At 41.0% G+C, this 19,388-nt stretch carries 20 protein-coding genes; 4 read left to right on the top strand and 16 right to left on the bottom strand.

Annotated elements, in window-relative coordinates:
• Positions 1-169: 169 nt before the first annotated feature.
• From JNUCC1_RS14790 to JNUCC1_RS14780, 3 genes are all read right to left on the bottom strand, one after another.
• A complete protein-coding gene (locus tag JNUCC1_RS14790) occupies positions 170-1,393 on the bottom strand; it encodes an IS110 family transposase (RefSeq protein ID WP_156646162.1) in 1,224 nt (407 codons plus the stop codon).
• A gap of 634 nt (positions 1,394-2,027) precedes the next feature.
• Positions 2,028-2,708 carry a metal-dependent hydrolase gene (locus JNUCC1_RS14785; RefSeq protein ID WP_156646161.1) on the bottom strand — a complete coding sequence of 227 codons (681 nt, stop codon included), beginning with the start codon at positions 2,706-2,708 and terminating at the stop codon, positions 2,028-2,030.
• Between the two features lie 118 nt (positions 2,709-2,826).
• Entirely contained in the window at positions 2,827-3,507 is a 681-nt protein-coding gene (locus JNUCC1_RS14780) for a PspA/IM30 family protein (RefSeq protein ID WP_156646160.1), read from the bottom strand.
• A gap of 148 nt (positions 3,508-3,655) precedes the next feature.
• Here JNUCC1_RS14780 and JNUCC1_RS14775 point away from each other — a divergent pair, with 148 nt between their 5' ends.
• On the top strand, positions 3,656-4,753 hold the full coding sequence (locus JNUCC1_RS14775) for a M24 family metallopeptidase (RefSeq protein ID WP_156646159.1): 1,098 nt from the start codon (positions 3,656-3,658) through the stop codon (positions 4,751-4,753).
• A 29-nt stretch (positions 4,754-4,782) separates the two neighbouring features.
• Here the strand turns inward: JNUCC1_RS14775 and JNUCC1_RS18340 are convergent, their stop codons facing one another.
• Positions 4,783-4,944: a hypothetical protein gene (locus tag JNUCC1_RS18340; RefSeq protein WP_197431801.1), complete on the bottom strand. Its 162-nt coding sequence runs from the start codon at positions 4,942-4,944 to the stop codon at positions 4,783-4,785.
• Positions 4,945-5,073: 129 nt separating this feature from the next.
• Here JNUCC1_RS18340 and JNUCC1_RS14770 point away from each other — a divergent pair, with 129 nt between their 5' ends.
• On the top strand, positions 5,074-5,511 hold the full coding sequence (locus tag JNUCC1_RS14770) for a universal stress protein (RefSeq protein ID WP_156646158.1): 438 nt from the start codon (positions 5,074-5,076) through the stop codon (positions 5,509-5,511).
• A 255-nt stretch (positions 5,512-5,766) separates the two neighbouring features.
• Here the strand turns inward: JNUCC1_RS14770 and JNUCC1_RS14765 are convergent, their stop codons facing one another.
• The 6 genes from JNUCC1_RS14765 to JNUCC1_RS14740 form a co-directional block, all read right to left on the bottom strand.
• A complete protein-coding gene (locus JNUCC1_RS14765) occupies positions 5,767-6,282 on the bottom strand; it encodes a MogA/MoaB family molybdenum cofactor biosynthesis protein (RefSeq protein WP_156646157.1) in 516 nt (171 codons plus the stop codon).
• A 12-nt stretch (positions 6,283-6,294) separates the two neighbouring features.
• Complete coding sequence (locus tag JNUCC1_RS14760) at positions 6,295-7,482, bottom strand: acetate kinase (RefSeq protein WP_331713805.1); 1,188 nt, start codon at positions 7,480-7,482, stop codon at positions 6,295-6,297.
• A 6-nt stretch (positions 7,483-7,488) separates the two neighbouring features.
• On the bottom strand, positions 7,489-8,478 hold the full coding sequence (locus JNUCC1_RS14755; protein WP_331713804.1) for a class I SAM-dependent methyltransferase: 990 nt from the start codon (positions 8,476-8,478) through the stop codon (positions 7,489-7,491).
• A 150-nt stretch (positions 8,479-8,628) separates the two neighbouring features.
• Positions 8,629-9,129, bottom strand: a complete 501-nt coding sequence (gene tpx / locus JNUCC1_RS14750) for a thiol peroxidase (RefSeq protein ID WP_156646156.1) — start codon at positions 9,127-9,129, stop codon at positions 8,629-8,631.
• A gap of 90 nt (positions 9,130-9,219) precedes the next feature.
• On the bottom strand, positions 9,220-9,675 hold the full coding sequence (gene ytfJ / locus JNUCC1_RS14745; RefSeq protein ID WP_156646155.1) for a GerW family sporulation protein: 456 nt from the start codon (positions 9,673-9,675) through the stop codon (positions 9,220-9,222).
• A gap of 32 nt (positions 9,676-9,707) precedes the next feature.
• Entirely contained in the window at positions 9,708-10,235 is a 528-nt protein-coding gene (locus JNUCC1_RS14740; RefSeq protein ID WP_156646154.1) for a DUF2953 domain-containing protein, read from the bottom strand.
• Positions 10,236-10,377: 142 nt separating this feature from the next.
• On the opposite strand from JNUCC1_RS14740, the gene JNUCC1_RS14735 reads away from it, so the two are divergent.
• Positions 10,378-11,184: an NAD kinase gene (locus JNUCC1_RS14735; protein ID WP_156646153.1), complete on the top strand. Its 807-nt coding sequence runs from the start codon at positions 10,378-10,380 to the stop codon at positions 11,182-11,184.
• Between the two features lie 54 nt (positions 11,185-11,238).
• Here the strand turns inward: JNUCC1_RS14735 and JNUCC1_RS14730 are convergent, their stop codons facing one another.
• From JNUCC1_RS14730 to refZ, 5 genes are all read right to left on the bottom strand, one after another.
• The gene (locus JNUCC1_RS14730; RefSeq protein WP_156646152.1) at positions 11,239-11,439 is read right to left on the bottom strand and encodes an alpha/beta-type small acid-soluble spore protein; all 201 of its coding nucleotides are present in this window, start codon (positions 11,437-11,439) and stop codon (positions 11,239-11,241) included.
• Positions 11,440-11,556: 117 nt separating this feature from the next.
• The gene (gene thiI, locus JNUCC1_RS14725) at positions 11,557-12,759 is read right to left on the bottom strand and encodes a tRNA uracil 4-sulfurtransferase ThiI (RefSeq protein WP_156646151.1); all 1,203 of its coding nucleotides are present in this window, start codon (positions 12,757-12,759) and stop codon (positions 11,557-11,559) included.
• A 3-nt stretch (positions 12,760-12,762) separates the two neighbouring features.
• Positions 12,763-13,902, bottom strand: a complete 1,140-nt coding sequence (locus JNUCC1_RS14720; RefSeq protein WP_156646150.1) for a cysteine desulfurase family protein — start codon at positions 13,900-13,902, stop codon at positions 12,763-12,765.
• A gap of 108 nt (positions 13,903-14,010) precedes the next feature.
• Positions 14,011-15,714 carry a septation ring formation regulator EzrA gene (ezrA, locus tag JNUCC1_RS14715; protein WP_231784241.1) on the bottom strand — a complete coding sequence of 568 codons (1,704 nt, stop codon included), beginning with the start codon at positions 15,712-15,714 and terminating at the stop codon, positions 14,011-14,013.
• A 212-nt stretch (positions 15,715-15,926) separates the two neighbouring features.
• Entirely contained in the window at positions 15,927-16,544 is a 618-nt protein-coding gene (gene refZ / locus JNUCC1_RS14710) for a forespore capture DNA-binding protein RefZ (protein WP_331713803.1), read from the bottom strand.
• 135 nt (positions 16,545-16,679) lie between these two features.
• On the opposite strand from refZ, the gene JNUCC1_RS14705 reads away from it, so the two are divergent.
• Positions 16,680-17,162: a GAF domain-containing protein gene (locus JNUCC1_RS14705; RefSeq protein ID WP_156646149.1), complete on the top strand. Its 483-nt coding sequence runs from the start codon at positions 16,680-16,682 to the stop codon at positions 17,160-17,162.
• Between the two features lie 30 nt (positions 17,163-17,192).
• Here the strand turns inward: JNUCC1_RS14705 and JNUCC1_RS14700 are convergent, their stop codons facing one another.
• The gene (locus JNUCC1_RS14700; protein ID WP_156646148.1) at positions 17,193-19,037 is read right to left on the bottom strand and encodes a sensor domain-containing diguanylate cyclase; all 1,845 of its coding nucleotides are present in this window, start codon (positions 19,035-19,037) and stop codon (positions 17,193-17,195) included.
• Positions 19,038-19,388 lie beyond the last annotated feature (351 nt).

The raw sequence follows: 19,388 nt of genomic DNA, 5'->3' as shown, positions 1-19,388 counted from the left end.
GCCACTGAAAAACATTAAGTGATTGGAGCGGAGGGAAGTCGACTCCTACCATGAAAATTAAAATACTATAATACTTAAAAATGGCAATACTAAAGTAGACGCAGCTCATTCTTTTTTAAAAAAAAGTAGGAGAGCGCCAATGTCTAATGGGTATAGAATCAGTAAGATGTTAAGATACTTCTTGTTCCTTAATATCAACTGTATATCCTAAACTTTCTAGGCGGCGCAGTGAATGGTTAACAATAGATTGTTTTCTTTGCTTGTCGAAGTGATCTTCGCCTAAATCTACATACATCTCTTTACGAGTTAGTAGATAGTAGGCTATTCGTAAAATGGCATGAGCAACTACAATTGCTGCTCGTTTTCTACCCTTACGGGCAGCCGTACGACGATAGAGTGCTCCGAGATAGGTCTTGGAACCCCGAAGTGAATGAGCTGCTTCAATTAATGCAGATTTCAAATATTTATTTCCATTCCTAGTTCTAGATGATTTACGTTTCCCAGCACTTTCATTATTACCGGGAACTAACCCCGCCCATGAACACATTTGCGGTGCAGTAGGAAATTGTTTTTTAATATTTGTTCCAAGCTCTGCAAGTATTTGTTCAGCCATTCTTGTTGCTATTCCTGGGATTGAATCCAGTCGCTCAATATCTTCCTGATATTCACTCATTCTTTGAGCTATCTCTTCATCAAGCATATCTATTGTTTTAGTAAGGTAATCATAGTGGTCTATAATAGTCTTTATCATGAACCGCTGATGATCTTGTATATAACCTTGTAGAGCAAGTTTTAGTTGTTCTTTTTTCTGTTTCATTACGCCTCTTGCATAATTGGCTAAAACATCAAGGTCTTCAACGCCATTAGCTATAGACCGAAGCATATCTAGAGAAGAGACGCCTGTAATGTTAGAAACAACAGAACCTAGTTTGATGTTAGCGCCTTCTAGGACTTTCTGAATTCGATTGAGTTGTCTCGCACGTTCTTCGATGATGCTTCTACGATACCGAACAAGTTCACGTAGTTCCCTTTGTTTCCGATCTGGAATGAAGCTAGCCTTTAGTAAACCATGACGAAGAAGCTTAGCAATCCATTCAGCATCTTTGACATCTGTTTTTCTTCCTGGAACAGCTTTAATATGTTGCGCATTCACTACTAAGAATTCAATATCTTCTGCTTCTAACAAATTAACAATTGGTTTCCAGTAGACACTCGTGCTTTCCATCGCAACATGTGTGCATTTGTGTTCCTTGATCCAATCCACTAATCCGATCAGATAAACAGTTTTGGTTGAAAATGTTTCAATCTCCTTTCCTTTTGGTGTGATAATGCATGCAGTAATGTTGTCTTTGTGGACATCCAAACCGCATGCTCTTTCAATGAGTATATCCATTGAAAAGCATCCTTTCTACGGCATCAAATATTTTAAGGCTGGCGCAACAACCAGAATAGGGTTAATCTACCATGAGTGCTTCCCGAAAGGGAGCAACAATAAGTGATGCGCCGTGGTCGAAGGAGTCAGACTGCGGGTAGGGCTCTAAGGCACCAAGGAGTATCGACCTTCCTCATCCAGCCGTAGCACTAGTATCGCCACCCTACATCTATTTTCATCCCCTTGTGGTGTATAGCGTTTTTTGCGATACATGGTTGACTGCGGGAACAGCACGAGTCCGAAGACCCCACGGCGTTACATTAGGGAGGGTCGACTAAAACCGCCCTTTGCGGGCAACGTCGACATACCCCTTGCCGGGGCAAGGAGGCTGAGGCCGTGCCCGCGGCTAGAAGACACTGTGAAAGTGTTTTTCTTGAACAGATGTCGCACTTGAGCTGTGATAAAGTTAAAGCGACTTCCCGCAGCGCAAATCGCGACCCTCTCATAAAACTAAAGTGGTCTAATTAGTTCGCAGTTTACTTAAATTTGTCTTTATTTTTTATCTATTTCATTTTCATTTAACCACTAATTTTCGTCGAGTAAAATGACGTCCAGGGCAGGTGTGGTTACTGCCTGGACGTCATGGTTAAGCAGTTTATAGTTCCATAACTTCTCCGACTTTCATAACTTTCCCTTTTCCAGTTTTAACTTTTCGAGCAAACGCTTCTGGATCTTGTTCAATTACAGGGAATGTATTGAAGTGTACAGGTACCACCGTGTTTGCCTTAATCCAGTCTGTTGCCACAAGAGCTTCGTCCGGACCCATGGTAAAGTTGTCTCCAATAGGTACAAAGGCAACCTCAATATCATTCATGTCACCGATCAGTTTCATATCGGAGAACAAATTGGTATCACCAACATGATATATTGTTTTGCCTTCAACTGTCAGCAATATCCCTGTAGGCATTCCTGTATAAACTGTCGTTCCATCTTCCTCTTCATAAGAAGAACTGTGGAATGCTTTTGTAAGCTTCACACGTCCGAAATCAAAATCCCGTGCTCCGCCTATATTCATACCATGTGTGTTTAAACCTTTTTTGCCCAAGTATACAGCCAATTCATTAGTGGCTACCACTAAGGCATCATTGTTTTTGGCAATGGTTTCAGTATCCCCAACATGATCATTGTGGCCATGTGTCAATAAAATCACATCCGCCTTTACGGTTTCAGGATCTAAATCACATAGCTCGTTTCCTGTGATAAACGGATCAATCAAAATTACATGATTGTTTGTTTCGACTTTAACAACTGAGTGACCATGATAAGAAAGTTTCATTATACACCATCTCCCTTTCTGAGTGATCCATGATATGAGGTAATACCTCTACCATTCCATGATACCAAAAGGACAGCCTTTGTCCAAAAAGACTGTCCTTTAGATTCTCGTTAATCATCTATTCTGCTTTTTTATTTTGCTTCATCTGATTCTTTAATGTTTCCAGTTCTTCTTCCACTGTGTCATCAAACCGGGCAAATTCATCATCCAGACTTGCACGTTTTTCCACTTTCAAATCTTCACTTGTTTCAGCCTCTGCTTCATATTGCAGGACTTTCTCTTCCATGCGCTCAAACCCAAGTTTGGATTCGTCGCTGCCAATTGATGACATTGTACGGTTCATTTTGGTTTTAGTTTGTGCAGTTTGAGCCCGTGCTTTGAGTGTGTCTTTCTTCAGTCTCATCTGCTCATATTCTTTTTTCATTTCGTTCAGCTGTGATTTTAACGCCTCTGTGTCCTCTTTGGCATTCAACCATGTTTCATTCAGCTGATCAGCTTGCTGTTTGTGTTCTTTCTTATCCTCAAGTGCCCGGCGAGCAAGATCATCATCTCCGGCATCGACCGCTTGTTCTGCTTGTTTTTGCCGTTTATCAATCATGGCCTCTGCGTCATCCGCTTTTCGTCTTACCATTTTTTCATGAGCAATCTGTTTCGCGACTGCTTTTTCTGCTTCGCTGATCTCCGCAGCCATATCCCTTAAAAATTGATCCAGCATTTTAACAGGATCTTCTGCTTTATCAAGCATGGCATTCATCTCAGAGCCAACAACGGTCTTCATGCGTTTAAAAAACTTAAACATGTGTATGACCTCCTTGTTATATTTGGATGATTCCCTCTATGACCGGTTAATAGTCATACGATTGAAGTCGGAGAAGGTTTCAATTACATTTTTTCTACCTGAATTTGTTATAATGGGACCAATCATGAAATAAAGAGGTGCCAGCAATATGACAGAACGAATGACGACTCTTTTGGAAAGTTTATCAAAACAACGTACTGACAGTGTTTTAATCACATCACAAGCCAATGTGTTTTATTTCAGTCGTTACAACTCAGATCCACATGAACGTTTGATTGCCGTTTATGCTGATCATCTTCATCAGCCCATTTTGATCGTTCCCAGTATGGAACAACAAGATGCGCAGGATGCAGGATGGGAACACGATATCATCGCATACCAGGACCACGAGAATCCTTGGGATATGCTAATGGCCCATTTACAAAGTCATGAAGGCGTGCCAAAACAAATCGGCCTTGAATTCAATCATATCACGATGGAACGATTCAATGAAGTTACGCGCATTATGCCACAGTGTGAAGCAGTGGATGTACAAGATGAACTTGCTAATCTTCGTGGTATTAAAAGTGCTGAAGAATATGAACATCTAAAAAAAGCCGCTGAGTTAGCAGATTATGGCGTGGAATTGGGAGTTGCAGCACTGAAAGAAGGCATTTCGGAACTTGAGGTCATCGCAGCTATTGAATACGGTCTGAAACAACGCGGGGTTGAAGCTATGTCATTCTCTACCATGGTCCTCTTTGGGCCCAAAGCAGCCTCCCCTCATGGAACGCCGGGCAGCAATACTCTTAAGTCAGGTGATATGGTTTTATTTGATCTTGGTGTCATCCACAATGGCTATTGTTCTGATATCTCGAGAACCGTCGCTTTTAAAGAAATTAACGAAGAGCAGAAAACCATTTATGACACAGTTCTGAACGCACAAAAAAATGCCTTGCTTAAATCTGAACTCAACACATCGGCAGGAGAGATCGACCAAGCTGCCAGAGACTATATAACAGAAGCAGGATATGGTATGTATTTTCCTCATCGAATCGGACATGGACTCGGCATTGAAACACATGAAGCACCTTCTATGCACGGGGAAAACAAAACGCCACTGCGAAAAGGAATGTGCTTTACAATTGAGCCAGGAATATATGTCCCTGAGGTTGCAGGGGTGAGGATTGAAGATATGATTTTCATGACATCCAAAGGTGCTGAAGTCTTAACACAGTATCCTAAAACCTTACAAATCGTATCTTAAACAAAAAGGGGGATTCCCCCTTTTTTTTGTTATTTTTTCTGGTTGTTAAAGGTGTGAATACCTTTGTTGTTATCAAGTTGATCTTCAATAACACCTTTTTGATAGCTTTCGTTCAGCTGATTTTGCACAGCTGCTGTTCCATCTTTATCATCAAATAAATTGTTTTTTTCACTTGGTTTCTTTTTGCCCACTTCTATCACCTCCATAATGTTACTTTGTCCAAAATGCTCATAAAGTTGTTAGACTTTCTTTTCCAAATTAGGACTGAAAGCGTTATAATGAAAGTGAGGAAAGAAATTCTTTTGAAGGGATGTGGCATCATGGAATTTAAATATGAACGAATCGTTGTCGCAGTGGATGGATCCGAAGCCTCGGAGAAAGCATTTAAGAAATCTTTGGAAATCGCTAAGCGCAATAATAATGCAAGGCTTATCCTTGCCCATGTTGTTGATTCCAGGGCATTCGCTACCATTGAGGTGTATGATAGAACGTTAACTGAGCGTGCAGAAGAATATGCAAAAGAATTGCTTGATGAGTATGTTGAGCTTGCGAAACAATCCGGAGTCGATGATCTTGTTCGTGTGGTTGAATACGGCTCTCCAAAAGTAAAAATTCCCAAAAACATTGCAAAAGATTTTGATGCAGACCTAATTGTTTGCGGGGCTACCGGGATGAACGCCATGGAACGTTTCCTGATCGGCAGCGTCTCCGAAAGCATCGCCCGCTACGCCACATGCGACGTCCTCGTCGTACGCTAAACAGATGAAAACTTTCAAAAACAAACAAGAGGCAGACCCCACCGGTCCACCTCTTGTTTTAGTTTTCATTTGAAACATATTTGAATCTTCACGACTAAGCGCTCTCAGCCTATTTCTATTTTGAACAAACTCCAAGGTTAGGGCAACCCATTGCTCCTTCATATTAAGTACGCTGTAATGTGTTTTCTCGTTTAAAAAGTCTCAACTGCGAACTAACTAAGCAAAACGAATGATGTGGGTCATAATAAGGTCTAGTTATGCTTTGTGGTCTTTGGTAGCTTCGTTAACGATGTGGGTTAGTTCTGGAATGATGAGTTCATTCATGGCGAGTTTGACTGCTCCGGATGAACCTGGGACGGCAAAGATTGGTGTGAAGCCTCGTATTCCTGCAATGGCTCTTGATAAAATCGCCGCTGAGCCAATATCCTTCTGATAGCTGAGCATCCGGAAAATCTCCCCAAAACCGGGCATTTCCTTCTCAAGCATTGGCTCAACAGCTTCTATCGTCACATCGCGGCCAGCCATCCCTGTGCCCCCATTTATTAAAACAGCATCGACGTCAGACATCAGCGTTGCAGAAACAACAGCATTTCGAATCGAAGCAATATCATCATGCACAACGTTTCTCCCTGCAATCTTATGGTTGGCATCAATTAATAATTGCTCCATCAATTGTCCGCTTTTGTCCGTATACAATGTCCTTGAATCACTCACTGTAATGATCATACAGCTGACAACTCGGCTGTTTTTTTTATGCTCAATCACAGACATGTAAATTGCCTCCTATTCCTCAATCAAGTTCAATGTTTCCCTTGCAATCATGACTTCTTCATTCGTCGGGATCACCATAACTTTGACCGGGGAATAAGAAAAGTTCAAATATGCTTCTTTACCTCTCACATTGTTAGACTTAGAATCCCAGTACACTCCCATGAATTCCAGGCCCGTGAGGATTTTTTCACGAACAACATGACTGTTTTCCCCAACGCCAGCGGTGAATATAATCGCATCAACACCACTCATTCTGGCCGCATAAGAACCGATATATTTGTGAATTTTACCGGCAAATACATTCAAAGCAAGTTCTGCTCTTTTGTTAACATCCACTTGCTCCTCAATATCACGAAAGTCACTGGAAAAGCCTGATAAGGCCAATATTCCGCTTTCTTTATTTAATACATGGATGACTTCTTCAGCTGTTTTACCTGTTTTCTCCATAATATACGGAATCAGAGCGGGATCAATATTCCCGGAACGCGTGCCCATCGTGACACCCGCGAGAGGTGTGAAGCCCATCGAAGTATCAATTGAGCGTCCATATTCAATTGCTGCAACACTTGCTCCATTACCTAAGTGGCATGAAATGAGACGTAAATGCTCAATTGGTATGCCCAACATTTCTGAAGCCCGATGTGCAACATATTTATGTGAGGTGCCATGAAAACCATATTTCCGAATACCATACTTTTCATAATACTCATAAGGTAAGCTGTATAAATAAGATTGCTGTGGCATTGTCTGGTGAAAAGCCGTATCAAACACCGCCACCATCGGGACTTCCGGCAATATCTTTTTAAATGCATGGATGCCTGTTAAATTGGCGGGATTGTGCAGTGGAGCCAAATCTGATATATCTTCTATTTTCCTGATAACATCATCGGTAATTAAAACAGCATCAGTAAAATGTTCACCGCCATGAACAATCCTGTGCCCAACACCATGAATATCAGAGAAATCGCTAATCACACCGGAAGACAGCAACCCATCAAGCACATGTCTCACTGCAGCTTCATGATCTGGTATGGTTGTTTCGAGCTTGTTTTCCTGATCAGATGTTTCTATCGTGAAAATGGATTCCTCAAGGCCGATTCGTTCTACAAGGCCTTTTGTGAGTACGGTTTCTTCAGGCATGTTGATCAGCTGAAATTTAAGTGATGAACTGCCTGCATTTATTGCTAATATATAACTCACTTGCGTTCACTCCTGTTTTTTACTCTGATAGGTTTTAAACCAGTTATTCATTTGGACCATAACACTCGCCACAGCATTATGATCTTTGAATGAAGGGAATTGTACCAGCAAAGGTTGTTTAGGTGCATGTGTTGTTTCGCCTTTTTTCTGCAAGATCAATATGCTTTTTTGATGTCGCTTGTCTTTAAAAGCACTTTCCGGCAAACTGAGCATACCCACGATATGGGCGTGTGTCCTGATAAAGTCCCGAAGTTTGCCTGCCTGATCGCTCTCAAATAAAAAGGCGGGCACTATAAAGATTAAATAGCCGCCTGCTTTTGTATAACGCAAGCTTTGTTCAATCATGAGGTGATGGGCATACGCATGCCCTTCTTCACTGTTCAATTCAAAAGACGCCGCCTGGACATCATCCGGGTAATACCCTACTGGCAAGTCTGCCACCACCATATCAACCGGGTCTAAAAGCATTGGCTGTAAGCTGTCCTGATGAAAGAATTCGATTTCTTTCTTTTGCAGGTTTGCATTTAATACAGCAAGTTGCACTAAAGTAGGATCCACTTCTGCCGCATATGCAGCTGTTTGTTCTGGCATTTGCTCAAGAACTGCTGTCAACAAATTGGCACTCCCGCTTACAGGGTCAAAGAGGACAGTTGGTGTGCGATCTTGATTAAATTTCGCGGCAAGATACGCAATAATCAAGGCGATTGTTTCCGGGGTGATTAAATGCTGTTGCTGTGTTGAGTCCTTCATCCCCTTGATTACCGCAAGTTGAATCGCATTTCTGATGTCTTCGCTTTTCAATTGTTTAAGGTCTACACCATCTAGCATTTTTTGCATGTGTGTTTTGGCTTTATCTGGAATTCCAGGAGCGGGCTCATCTAAATGAAGTGTCTCCATGGTCAGCATTAACCTGTCCAGATAAGGTTCGTTCATATGTAGCATTTCAGTTGTTTCATCCAACCATTCATACAAAAATTCGACATTCGTTTTTTTCACGCTATTTCCTCCGTACAACAGTTATTTATATCTTATTGTAGCAAGGTTCACTTCTGTTGTACAAAATTTTAGCGCATTGAGAGCTCTCAAAACAGTGACTGTTATTTAAGTATAAAGCCCCAGCCATTTAAGGCAGGGGCTAATTTGACGTTATTGTGACGATTTAGCAGCTTCCAGAGCAGCTTCGTAATCAGGATAATCGGTTACCTCGTCCACATACTGCACGTATGTGACTTTATCTTTTGAATCCACCACAAATACAGCACGAGCCAACAATCTGAGTTCTGTGATTAAGGCTCCGTATTTTTCTCCAAAATCAGCATCTCTGTGGTCAGATAATAATTCAAGATTTTTAATATCGTTTGAGGATTTCCATCTGCCTTGGGCAAATGGTAAGTCCATACTGATCGTAAGAACTTGTACGTTGTCAAGCTTCTCTGCTTCTTCATTAAACCGTTTTGTCTCAGTTGCACATACGCCAGTATCGACAGAGGGAACGGCTGCAATCAATTTGATCTTCCCTTTATAATCGCTGAGTGTCACGTCTTGTAGATCATTGGATACGACCTTGAAATCAGGAGCCGTGTCCCCGACTTTCACCTCTTTGCCCGCTAGTGTTACCGGATCATTGTTAAAAGTTACGTTAGCCAATCGGATCATTCCTCCTGTGTAAGTCTGATAGAGAAAAGGATTTCTCATTACAATTATGCTGTTCCCTTCTATTTGCAAGATCAAACAATGTTATATGTCATAGTGCTGCTGTTTTTTTTCATCTTGGTTAGACGAAGAAGATTCTTGGTTAGAAGAAGATTTACTGAAGTTCTGGATCATTTTTTCAATTTTATCTGCTGCTTGTGGTGCGAGTTCAAGGAGTTTTTCATAAATATGGGTTTGCTGATCGATGTGAATCATTTGAACGTCTTTATTCTTTATAACAAGAAACGCAATTGGTGTAATCGATACACCTCCACCACTTCCTCCGCCGAAAGCTAATTCCCCGCCACCTGAAGTTTCGGAGCCTTGAGGTAAATAGTCACTGCCACCTGCGGCAAAACCAAACCCCGCTTTAGATATTGGAATGATCATGCTGCCATCAGAAGACTCTATTGGGTCTCCTATGATGGTGTTAACTTCAACCATCTCTTTTAAATTCTCCATTGCTGTCGTCATTAAGCTCTGGATGGGGTGTGTATCCATGTGTAAAACCTCCTGTTTCAATCTGATAAAAGTTAATGGCGCTGTATGTGTAAGGCTGTAAAGGCCATATATATCATTTGACCAATTGTAATGCTGAATTTGCCCTCTAAGGAAGAAGAAAAGTCAGTGGTTTTAAAATTTGGTGTAATGTATATTTCAGGTTTCTTCCGAGTCTGCATATGCTTCATAAGCACAGCAATTAAAGTAGATTTAACAGACCATAAACCACCTGCTGCAATAGCAGTGAGATCCGCTTCAGATAAACCGATATTCGTATGCCACTTTAAACGGTCACACCTGATTCTTTTAAATATTTCCCTGCCTGCGTTTTTTAAAGTAAACAGATCTTTTAACAATCCATTTGTACGTGGGAATGACTGCATTTGATCTATTTGCTCTAAAGGGATGTGAAATTTATAAAATGTAACACTGAGCAAGCTGAATCTGAGTGATATATATTGTTCGGCAGCTTCATAAACAATCTTTAGACTGATAAAAAGTCTTGAAGCGAGCAACACGAGTACCACTACACCTGCTGTACTTATCATCAACCAAATCATAAACAATTCTCCCAGCCTACATATCCTTTGTTTAGTTTGTACCGGTCAGTAAGTTTTATTCGATTTTCTTTCTAATGGGTTTTTTAAATGGTAAGTGATAAAATAATAATAGTCTATACAGATAATTGGAGGCTTGAATAACATGGATGATCGGACATCTATTTACTTTTACTATGCCAGAGATAAAGAGTTGGAAAAGCAGTTGCAGCCATTGTACAAGCTGGCAGAAGACAACGGGTTTACGGTGGTGGATGAGTCTAAAGATGCCAATATCATTGTGAGTGTCGGAGGTGATGGGGCATTTCTCAGGGCAGTTCGTGCAACCGGATTCAGACAGGATTGCTTATATACAGGGTTAACCCGTTCAGATGAAGCCGGTTTATATTGTGATTTTAACATTGATCACTTCGATGAAATGATCGATATGATCAACCATGCAGAAAAAGAAGTAAGGCGCTTCCCAGTCATTGATGTATGTGTCAATGGAGAGAGTACATTTCAGTGTTTAAATGAAGCAAGTGTCCGTTCCACGATTATCAAAACAATTGTAATGGATGTTTATATTGACAACCACTATTTTGAAACGTTCAGAGGAGATGGGTTGATTGTATCAACTCCTACCGGCAGCACCGGGTACAGCAAATCTGCCGGCGGGGCAGTAATCGACCCCAAAACCCCTTGTTTTCAAGTGACTGAACTCGCATCGCTTAACAACAACACATACCGGACACTTGGATCTTCATTCATTTTGAATCAAAACCGGACCCTGGATATTCATGTGGTTCAGGACGGCAATGATTACCCAGTGGTCGGCTTGGATAACGAAGCTTACTCTATTCAGAATATCAGAAGTATGAAAGTTTCTTTGGGGAACAAAGTTATTAAAACAATTAAGTTAAAAGATAATTCATTCTGGGACAGAGTGAAAAGAACATTTTTAGACGAATAATCCCATTTAAAAGGAGCTCTCGTGAACGAGAGCTCCTTTAGCCATTTTATTCAATTATTGGTATCCACCCATTTGTTGCTGTGCTGTCTGGACGAGACGCTTTGTAATTTCGCCGCCTACAGAACCGTTTGCACGTGATGTGTTGTCAGGGCCAAGCTGTACGCCAAACTCCTGAGCAATTTCAGTTTTCATTTGATCCAAAGCTTGTTGAGCGCCAGGCACAACAAGTTGATTTGAGTTGTTGCTTTTTGCCATGATGTCTCACCTCCTTTGGTACACATAGAGTGTGTGGAAATGAGACCTTTCATGCAGATTTTTAGTTGGAAGTTGTTGCTACTTTACTTTTATGCCTGAACTGACAAGGTTTATAGGTTAAAAAAGATCTGTGAATTCATCAGTATTGGAATCACGTCCTGTTCGAATGACCGTTTCGATCCCTTCAACAGCTTCATCAATTAAAGATGAGAAGTCATATTGTGATTCAAACTGGAGCGTTTTGTCTCTTCTTGGGCGCGTCTTAGGGGATTTAGGAACAAATACGGTACAGCAATCCTCGTATGGACGAATTGAAATATCATACGTCCCTATTGTCCTGGAAATTTCTATAATGTCATGTTTGTCCATCGCAACCAATGGCCTAAGGATTGGGTAGTTGGTTACTTCATTAATGGTATTCATGCTATGCATTGTCTGGCTTGCTACCTGCCCGAGACTTTCACCAGTGATCATAGAAAGAATATCTTGATTTCTGCATACTTGTTCACTAATTCTAAGCATAATGCGGCGCATGATCGTCATGGCATAGTTTTCAGGCATTTCCCTGAAAATGGTTTGTTGAATCTTGGTGAAAGGTACGACATGTATTTTGACCTTGGTACCATACTCTGACAATACATCAGCCAAATCAAACACCTTCTGTTTGGCTCTGTCACTGGTGAATGGCGGAGAGTGGAAATGAATAGCCTCAAGCTGAACACCACGCTTCATAGCTAAATAGCCTGCAACCGGGCTATCGATGCCCCCTGAGAGAAGCAGCAAAGACTTTCCGGATGTCCCTGCTGGAAGTCCTTTAGCACCTTGGACGACATATGACGTCATATAAGTGGCCTCATTGCGGATCTCAACTCTGATTTCCAGGTCGGGCCTATGAACATCGACCGTGTAACCTTCAGTCTGTTTCAAGAGATAGCCGCCAAGAATTTGGTTCATCTCTTGTGACCGGTGCGGAAAAGTCTTATCAATCCGTTTCACCACAACTTTGAACGTTTCCACCTCTGAAGCGGACACAAGTGCCTCAAGTGCGGTCTGCTTAATTGTTTCCAGGTTGCTCTCGAGTTTGACCGCAGGGCTCATGCTGTGAATACCAAAAATGGTCTGGCATTTATTCATAATCGGTTCAGGGTCATGACCATTCAAAAAAATAAACAGTCTGCCTTGTGTTCGCTGTACTTTAATACCCGGAAAGCTTTTTAAGCGATCACGGATGTTATCTTGAAGTTTGAGAATAAACATCTTTCTGTTGCCGCCTTTTAAGGCAATTTCACTGTAACGCACCATAATATGATTATATTTCATAAGTTATTTCATCACTTTCTTTAATTGATTGAGGGCTTCTTGCAATGCTTTTAAAAACATTCTTACTTCCTCTTTGGTTGTTTCGTATGTCAAACTAATCCTTACAGATGACTGTGCACGTCTGGTGTCATGCCCACAAGCAAGCAGCACAGGACTCGCTTCTCCCTCTTTGGAGCTGCATGCTGATTTTGTAGAAATATAAATACCGCGTTCATCAAGCACATGCACAAGCACCTCTGGCTTTGCCCACGGGGTGGAGATATTTATGATATGTGGCGCAGAATGCTCAGGGGTATTTATTTTGATTTCAGGCATCTGCTTCAGGCTCTCATAAAGAAATTCGTGAATTTCATACAAGTCTTTAAGATGGTTTCCGCGCATTTCTGTTACAAGTCGGACTGCTTTGGCTAGCGAAACAACCCCCGGGACATTCTCGGTCCCTGCTCGCTTGGCATGTTCTTGAGAGCCGCCATGAAGCAATGGGAATAAAGTTGTGCCTTCTCTGACATAGAGTAAACCAGTCCCTTTTAATCCATGTATTTTATGTCCGGAAACGGCAGCAAGATCAATGCCTTCTTTCGATAAATTAAGCGGTACCTTGCCAAACCCCTGAACATCATCGACATGGAAAAATATCTTCGGATGTTGTTTAACGATTTCGCGGATCTCTTCCACGGGTTGAATAGCCCCTGTTTCGTTGTTCACGTGCATAACACTTATTAAAATCGTCTCCTTACGTATAGCTTCTTGAACCAAATCTGCACTGACAACCCCGTTATGGTCAACCGGCAGATAAGTCACCTCGAATCCCAGTTCTTCCAATGCCTGACAAGCTTCCCGAACTGAAGGGTGTTCTACTGAAGTTGTTATAATATGGCGCCCTCGTGACTGATGTTTCAAAGCGATTCCCTTAATAGCAGTATTATTCGCTTCAGTGCCTCCAGATGTAAATACAATTTCTGTGGGTTTCACTCCAATCAGATCGGCGATTTGCTGTCTGGCCTGCTGCAATAACTTTTCGGCGGTACCTCCAAACGCATGAATGCTTGATGGATTTGCAAAGTATTCAGATGCAGATTGCTCAAAGCTTTTTATCACAGAGGGATGTGGTTTTGTTGTTGCACTGTTGTCTAAATAAATCATGATTTATATTCCTTTCCAAAAACTCTTTTAAATCACCAAACATGAAACGAGACTGACTCCGGCTTAACATCCGAAAGACAGTCTCTTTTGTATTCATGGACGGGACCTTTATGATTCGTACACGAGATCTTTTTCGTCAATATTGGCTTCAATACGGCCTAGTGCTCCCGGTTCCACTTCTTCAAGTGCGGTTGCAGCCTTTTCAAGCGCCAATTCGTATTCAAAAGAACGAAACAGCCGCTCTGACTCTGTCAATTTCGTTGCGAGTAATGGGTATTGGCTGCGGTAGCGGTTGGCATACTGGATGACACGTTCTGTCAAATAAGCTTGTTCAAGTACTAAAGTCGTTTGTTCTTCAGTCTGGTCAACTTTTTGTTTTGCATCGTAAAGGATTTGGTGAACTTCTGCCATGTCCAGCGGATGTTTCTCCAATACCTTGAGAACATGATCATTTTTATCCATTGCTTCTTCCATCATGTTCCAGATAAATCCGGGCACACCCGGAATGTTACTCTTGATTAACTTGCGATGGAGCATATGCACTTTTTCTTTCATTTCTTTAATGTTCGCTTTTGCTTCGATCTCATCTTTTCTGAGGGTACGAATGGTTTCTTTGAAGTTCTTATGGTCTTGTTGCAACTTTTCAATATGAGCCATACCTTCTTCAAGTTGTTCCCTCAATGAAGCATGTGCTTCCGACTCTTTGTCTGCTTTAAATGCTTGCATGTGATGATTCATTTGATTGATGGATTTCTCAAGGCTTAAGTATCTTTCCATATCTCGATCATCAAAATGGTAGGCTTCCTTAAGTGTTGCCACTTCTTCTTGAGTTTTTCTGAAGTCTTGATCTAATGACTCAAGCAAGCGTTCATACCCGGGCGTTTTGGATTCCACAAAGTTACGGGCGACAGCTTCTTTTTCCAGAAGGTCATACATTTCCTTGATCCGCTTTTCTATTTCATCAAGTACAGGAACGACTTCTTGGATCTGTCCTTTCTCCAGCTGGTCGAGAGCATCGAGAAGTTGACGGTGATGTGTTTGAATTTCTTTTTCAAAACCAAGATGCTCGATCCGGTAGCCGCCTTCCTTCATCTCTTTAAGACCAGAATATAAATCATCAAGCTCTGATGGTAATTCACGTTTTGTTCTGCGATAAATCCCTGGGAACGTTTTGAGCGTTTCCTGCAGCTCGCTGACATCTGCTTTTAGTGTTTCCACGTGTTCCTGAGCTTCGAAGTAGTTGCCTTCTTCGACAAGTTCATGATAGTCCTTCAAGCGTTCCCGCAATTCGTCAATCCAGACCTCAAATCTGACATCTGCTTTTCCAAACTGATACCGATTATTTAGAATGGTTTGCCGTAAGTCCTGAATATCTGGTTCCAATTGTTCAATATCTTCTCGACTTACTTTTTCCGTCTCAAGGAGTTCATCAAGCTCCGTTAATATTTTTTCTATGTCATTCTCAGCTGTTTCAAGTGTTTGTTCAATTTTTCGAAGGTTTTTCTTTGCGGTGGGAAAACGAAATTTATCAGCCGCCTCTTCAGCGTCAAATAAATATTCCTCAACATTGGGCAAATCACTGGTAACGATGCTTTCCCAGCGCGTCTTCCACGATTCAAACCTTTCTTGCGTGTCGCCCGAAAGGTTTAAGCGTTTGATCTGACCCAATTCATAGGCAATGTTGCGGTTCATCATTTCAAGTTTCCAGGCTTCAAGCCGGTCCACCGTATCATAAATTCGTTTCCGCATGATTAATCCAAATATAATCAGCGCAATAATAAGCAGTATAATACCGATATAGAATTCCATCATGCCAAACCTCCAGCCATGTTCCTAATTAAAGAGGTTGCTCCAATACAAACCGGAACAATAGTTTTATTAATTACAATGATACCATGTTACTGAGATTTTGGAACAAGAAAAAGCAATTAAATTGTGCTTTTGACATATTTTTTTACCAATAGTGTCGAATTTTGATTGAAAATCGCTCTCTTTTGGACAAAATCTCTTTGTTGATTATGTATTTATTTCTTTTTTGTTTCAGCTGCCAGATGTGTAATCCATCTGTGGATTGTGCGTGAATATTGATTAGCGAACAATTCATTAGAATATTGATCAAGGGCCTTATCACGTCTTTCGTTTTGCAGAACAAACGGGGCAGCAATCATTCCTTTCAACTGTAAATAAAGAAACTCCCGTTCATATTTGTTTCTTAAGTGGTCCGGCAGAATATCATAAAAAGCATTGCGTATGTAATAATTTTCTTTCGCAAGATATGTCACACTTACTTCTCTAACAAATACCGAGTCAAGTGACAATTCACGGTGTATGAGACAAGACAATTGATGATGTGTTTGCTTGTAGTGTATAATGACATTTATTATTTCGTTCAGTTTAACGACTGGGCTTTGCTCTTTCATGTTTTCAAGCGTATGTTTAATCGTTTCTAAGTATGCTTCATAATAATGCGTTACAGCATATTCGAGCAATCCTTGTTTATTTTTAAAATAATAGCTGATTAAGGAAACATTCACATCTGCTTGTTCAGCAATATCTCTGACAGATGTTCCGGTGAATCCCTTCTGATAGAACAAACGCGAGGCTGCTTCTAACACCTTGCGCTTTGAGGAATTAGGTTTCACGATCTTTACGCCCCCTTTCTCTTAATAAAAATGGCCTATAATCTATATACGACGCTTTTCATGTGTATTCCTGCCTGAAGGTGATTATAGCAATGATTGAAATATTGAACAATAATTTAAATTGGAGGATGTCATATGTTTAAAACAGAAAAATACACGGGTAGTCAAGAGAAAGATTATGAACTGCTATTGAAACAGCTTAACGCTTTAAATGAAGGTGAATCTGATCACGTGGCCATCCTGTCAAATGCAGCTGCATTGCTAAACCAGTTTTTATCCGAAATTAACTGGGTCGGTTTTTATATTTGGCGGGAAAATGAACTGGTGCTTGGACCTTTTCAGGGGCTCCCTGCATGCATTCGCATTCCCTATGGAAAAGGCGTATGCGGTACTGCAGTCTCCACAAAAACAACACAGCGCATTGCTGATGTCTCCAAGTTTCCCGGGCATATCGCATGTGACAGTGCTTCACAATCCGAACTGGTTGTGCCTATTATTAAAAACGATACCGTTTATGGGGTACTGGACATTGACAGTCCTCACACCGAACGATTCGATGAGATTGACCAGCGTTATATGGAAGCATTTGTGCATCAATTGGAACAAGCCCTGAATTAATTCAGGGCTTGTTGTCATTCAAAACGAACTTCAGCAGTTCAAATGCTTATTATGTTCCAGCACAATTCTGTTTTTGCCGGTTTCTTTTGCCTCATACAGCGCCTGATCAGCCCTTCCGAATAGATCTCTGGCCGAATCTGTTTGATCTTTTTCCCAGGAGGCCACCCCGCAGGAAACTGTTACGGCTGGCTCTGTTTCATGGGCTATATTCTCTCTGATATCTCTGGCTACTATAAGGCCATCAGAAATATCGGCTTCAGGTATATATATGGCGATTTCCTCTCCACCCCAACGGCAAGCCATAGAATCCTTTGGTATGGTAGACTCCACAATCCGGGCAATTTGAATGATTACTTCATCACCTATGTGATGCCCATATGTATCATTAATCGTTTTAAAATCATCAATATCAAAAAAAATAAGTGCCCCTCCGTTCCCGGTCAGCATATGTTCTATAACCTTCTCATCCACATGACTCCGTGTATACAACTGTGTCAAATAATCCGTAATCACAGCTGTTTCAAGCTCAGCTTTTAACAATGCATTGGAAAAGGCCAGACTTGAATGTTGAATAAACGATTGAAAGAGCTTCAACGTATCAAGGGAGAAAGAATAAGCTTCTTCATGAACCGCAATAACAGCACCCTCCACCGCCCCATTGTGCATCATCGGCACAGCCATCACTGAACAGTAATGGGTCACCTCTGTTTGGTCTGGAAGGTTTCCCGCAAATACGCTTTCCTGTTTTTCTCTGATTTGCTTTATAATATAGCTCGTGAACGATCGCCCTTGTTGAGTGTGGAAATATGGCGTGCTTATTGATTGAATCTCATGGAACTGGTCATGCCATTCGTTAATAAACACAACGCCAACCTCAGACGCACCGGAAACCTCCATTGTACGATCATGCATCAGCGACACAATTTCTTTTAAATCAAGACCGGCGTTCAGCTCATGGGTAACCTGATTCATCCACTTCAGGTCATTCACAAGACGGTTGGTCCGTTCATATAACGCCGCACCTTCCATTGCTTTTCCTGCAACATTTAAAGCTTTTGCGATAAAATGACACTCCTCTTCTGGAATGTTTTTACCTTTCTCACCCAATATTTTCAACACTCCATAAACGCCCTGCTCACCAGTCAGCGGGACATAAAGGCAAGGGCGTCCAGACTCTTCCTGGTATTCTGACTGCATTTCACCCGTCATGAAAGCTTCTGTACTCATGCGTCTCGTTTCCTGGTCTGTATAAGGAATTAACTGCACAGGAAACGTATCATCAGTATCATAATCTTGAGACAGTAATAATTCATAATCAAATGTATGATAACGTTTTTGAAGAGCATGTTTTAATTCAGCCAAAATATTCTTTTTAGTCCTTAGTCCATTTAGACTGGTTGATAATTGAAATGAAAAGTTCATCCGCTCGTGATTACGCTCTTTTTGATTATGCTTTAAGAGTAGTTGAATTAAACAGAGTGTTTCAGTTACAAGCGTATCCCAAGATGCTTGTTTAAATGCTGTGCCTTCCTTTGAAAGCACCAGCATTATCCCATCCGAAAGGTTAGACTTCTCTATAACACAAAAATCGTTTCCGGGGTGAGCTGCTTTAAAAGCAGTTGAAAAAGTTTCTCCCTTTATCGCACGTATCTCATACAACATCATAGAGCCATTTTCATCATCTATTGTCTGTTTTTTATAACATTTCTCCCATGGATCGTATGTATACACAACTACTTTTTCACTTTCTGTTATATGTTTGAGTTCTGTTACCCATTTCTCATACGCTGTCTGAGTCAAACTGTCCTGCGCCATACTGGAAATTTCAAAATACAATGCTTTGATTTTCATGCGAAAATTCATCAACTGCGTCATCAACTCACCCTCTCTCTCGCCTTTAGGTCTTTTGAACTAAAAGATTAATGGTTATATGGTCATTTTAGCACATATACCCATAAAGTGTGAGATTTAACCCTGCTTCGTTATTTTTTTATACATATGTATTTCTTCCTTGACTTAACTTGTTCAAAATTATATACTAGACGTTGTGTAAAATAAACAGTAGCTTGAATGTACCTGCGTCTGAGGTCATTTTGTTCCTCCGTCTTTAAGAGGTGTATCGTGTAACTCTTTGCTGCTGGAGCGATGGTACATGAAAACAAAATGCACAGTGTAAGGCACATGCGGTTTTATTTTATGCGAATAAAACAATAAAGGAGGACAAAT

Origin of the sequence: Lentibacillus sp. JNUCC-1 (assembly GCF_009741735.1) — a bacterium.
Lineage (GTDB): Bacteria > Bacillota > Bacilli > Bacillales > Amphibacillaceae > Lentibacillus_B.
This window is presented reverse-complemented; position numbering and strand designations above follow the sequence as displayed.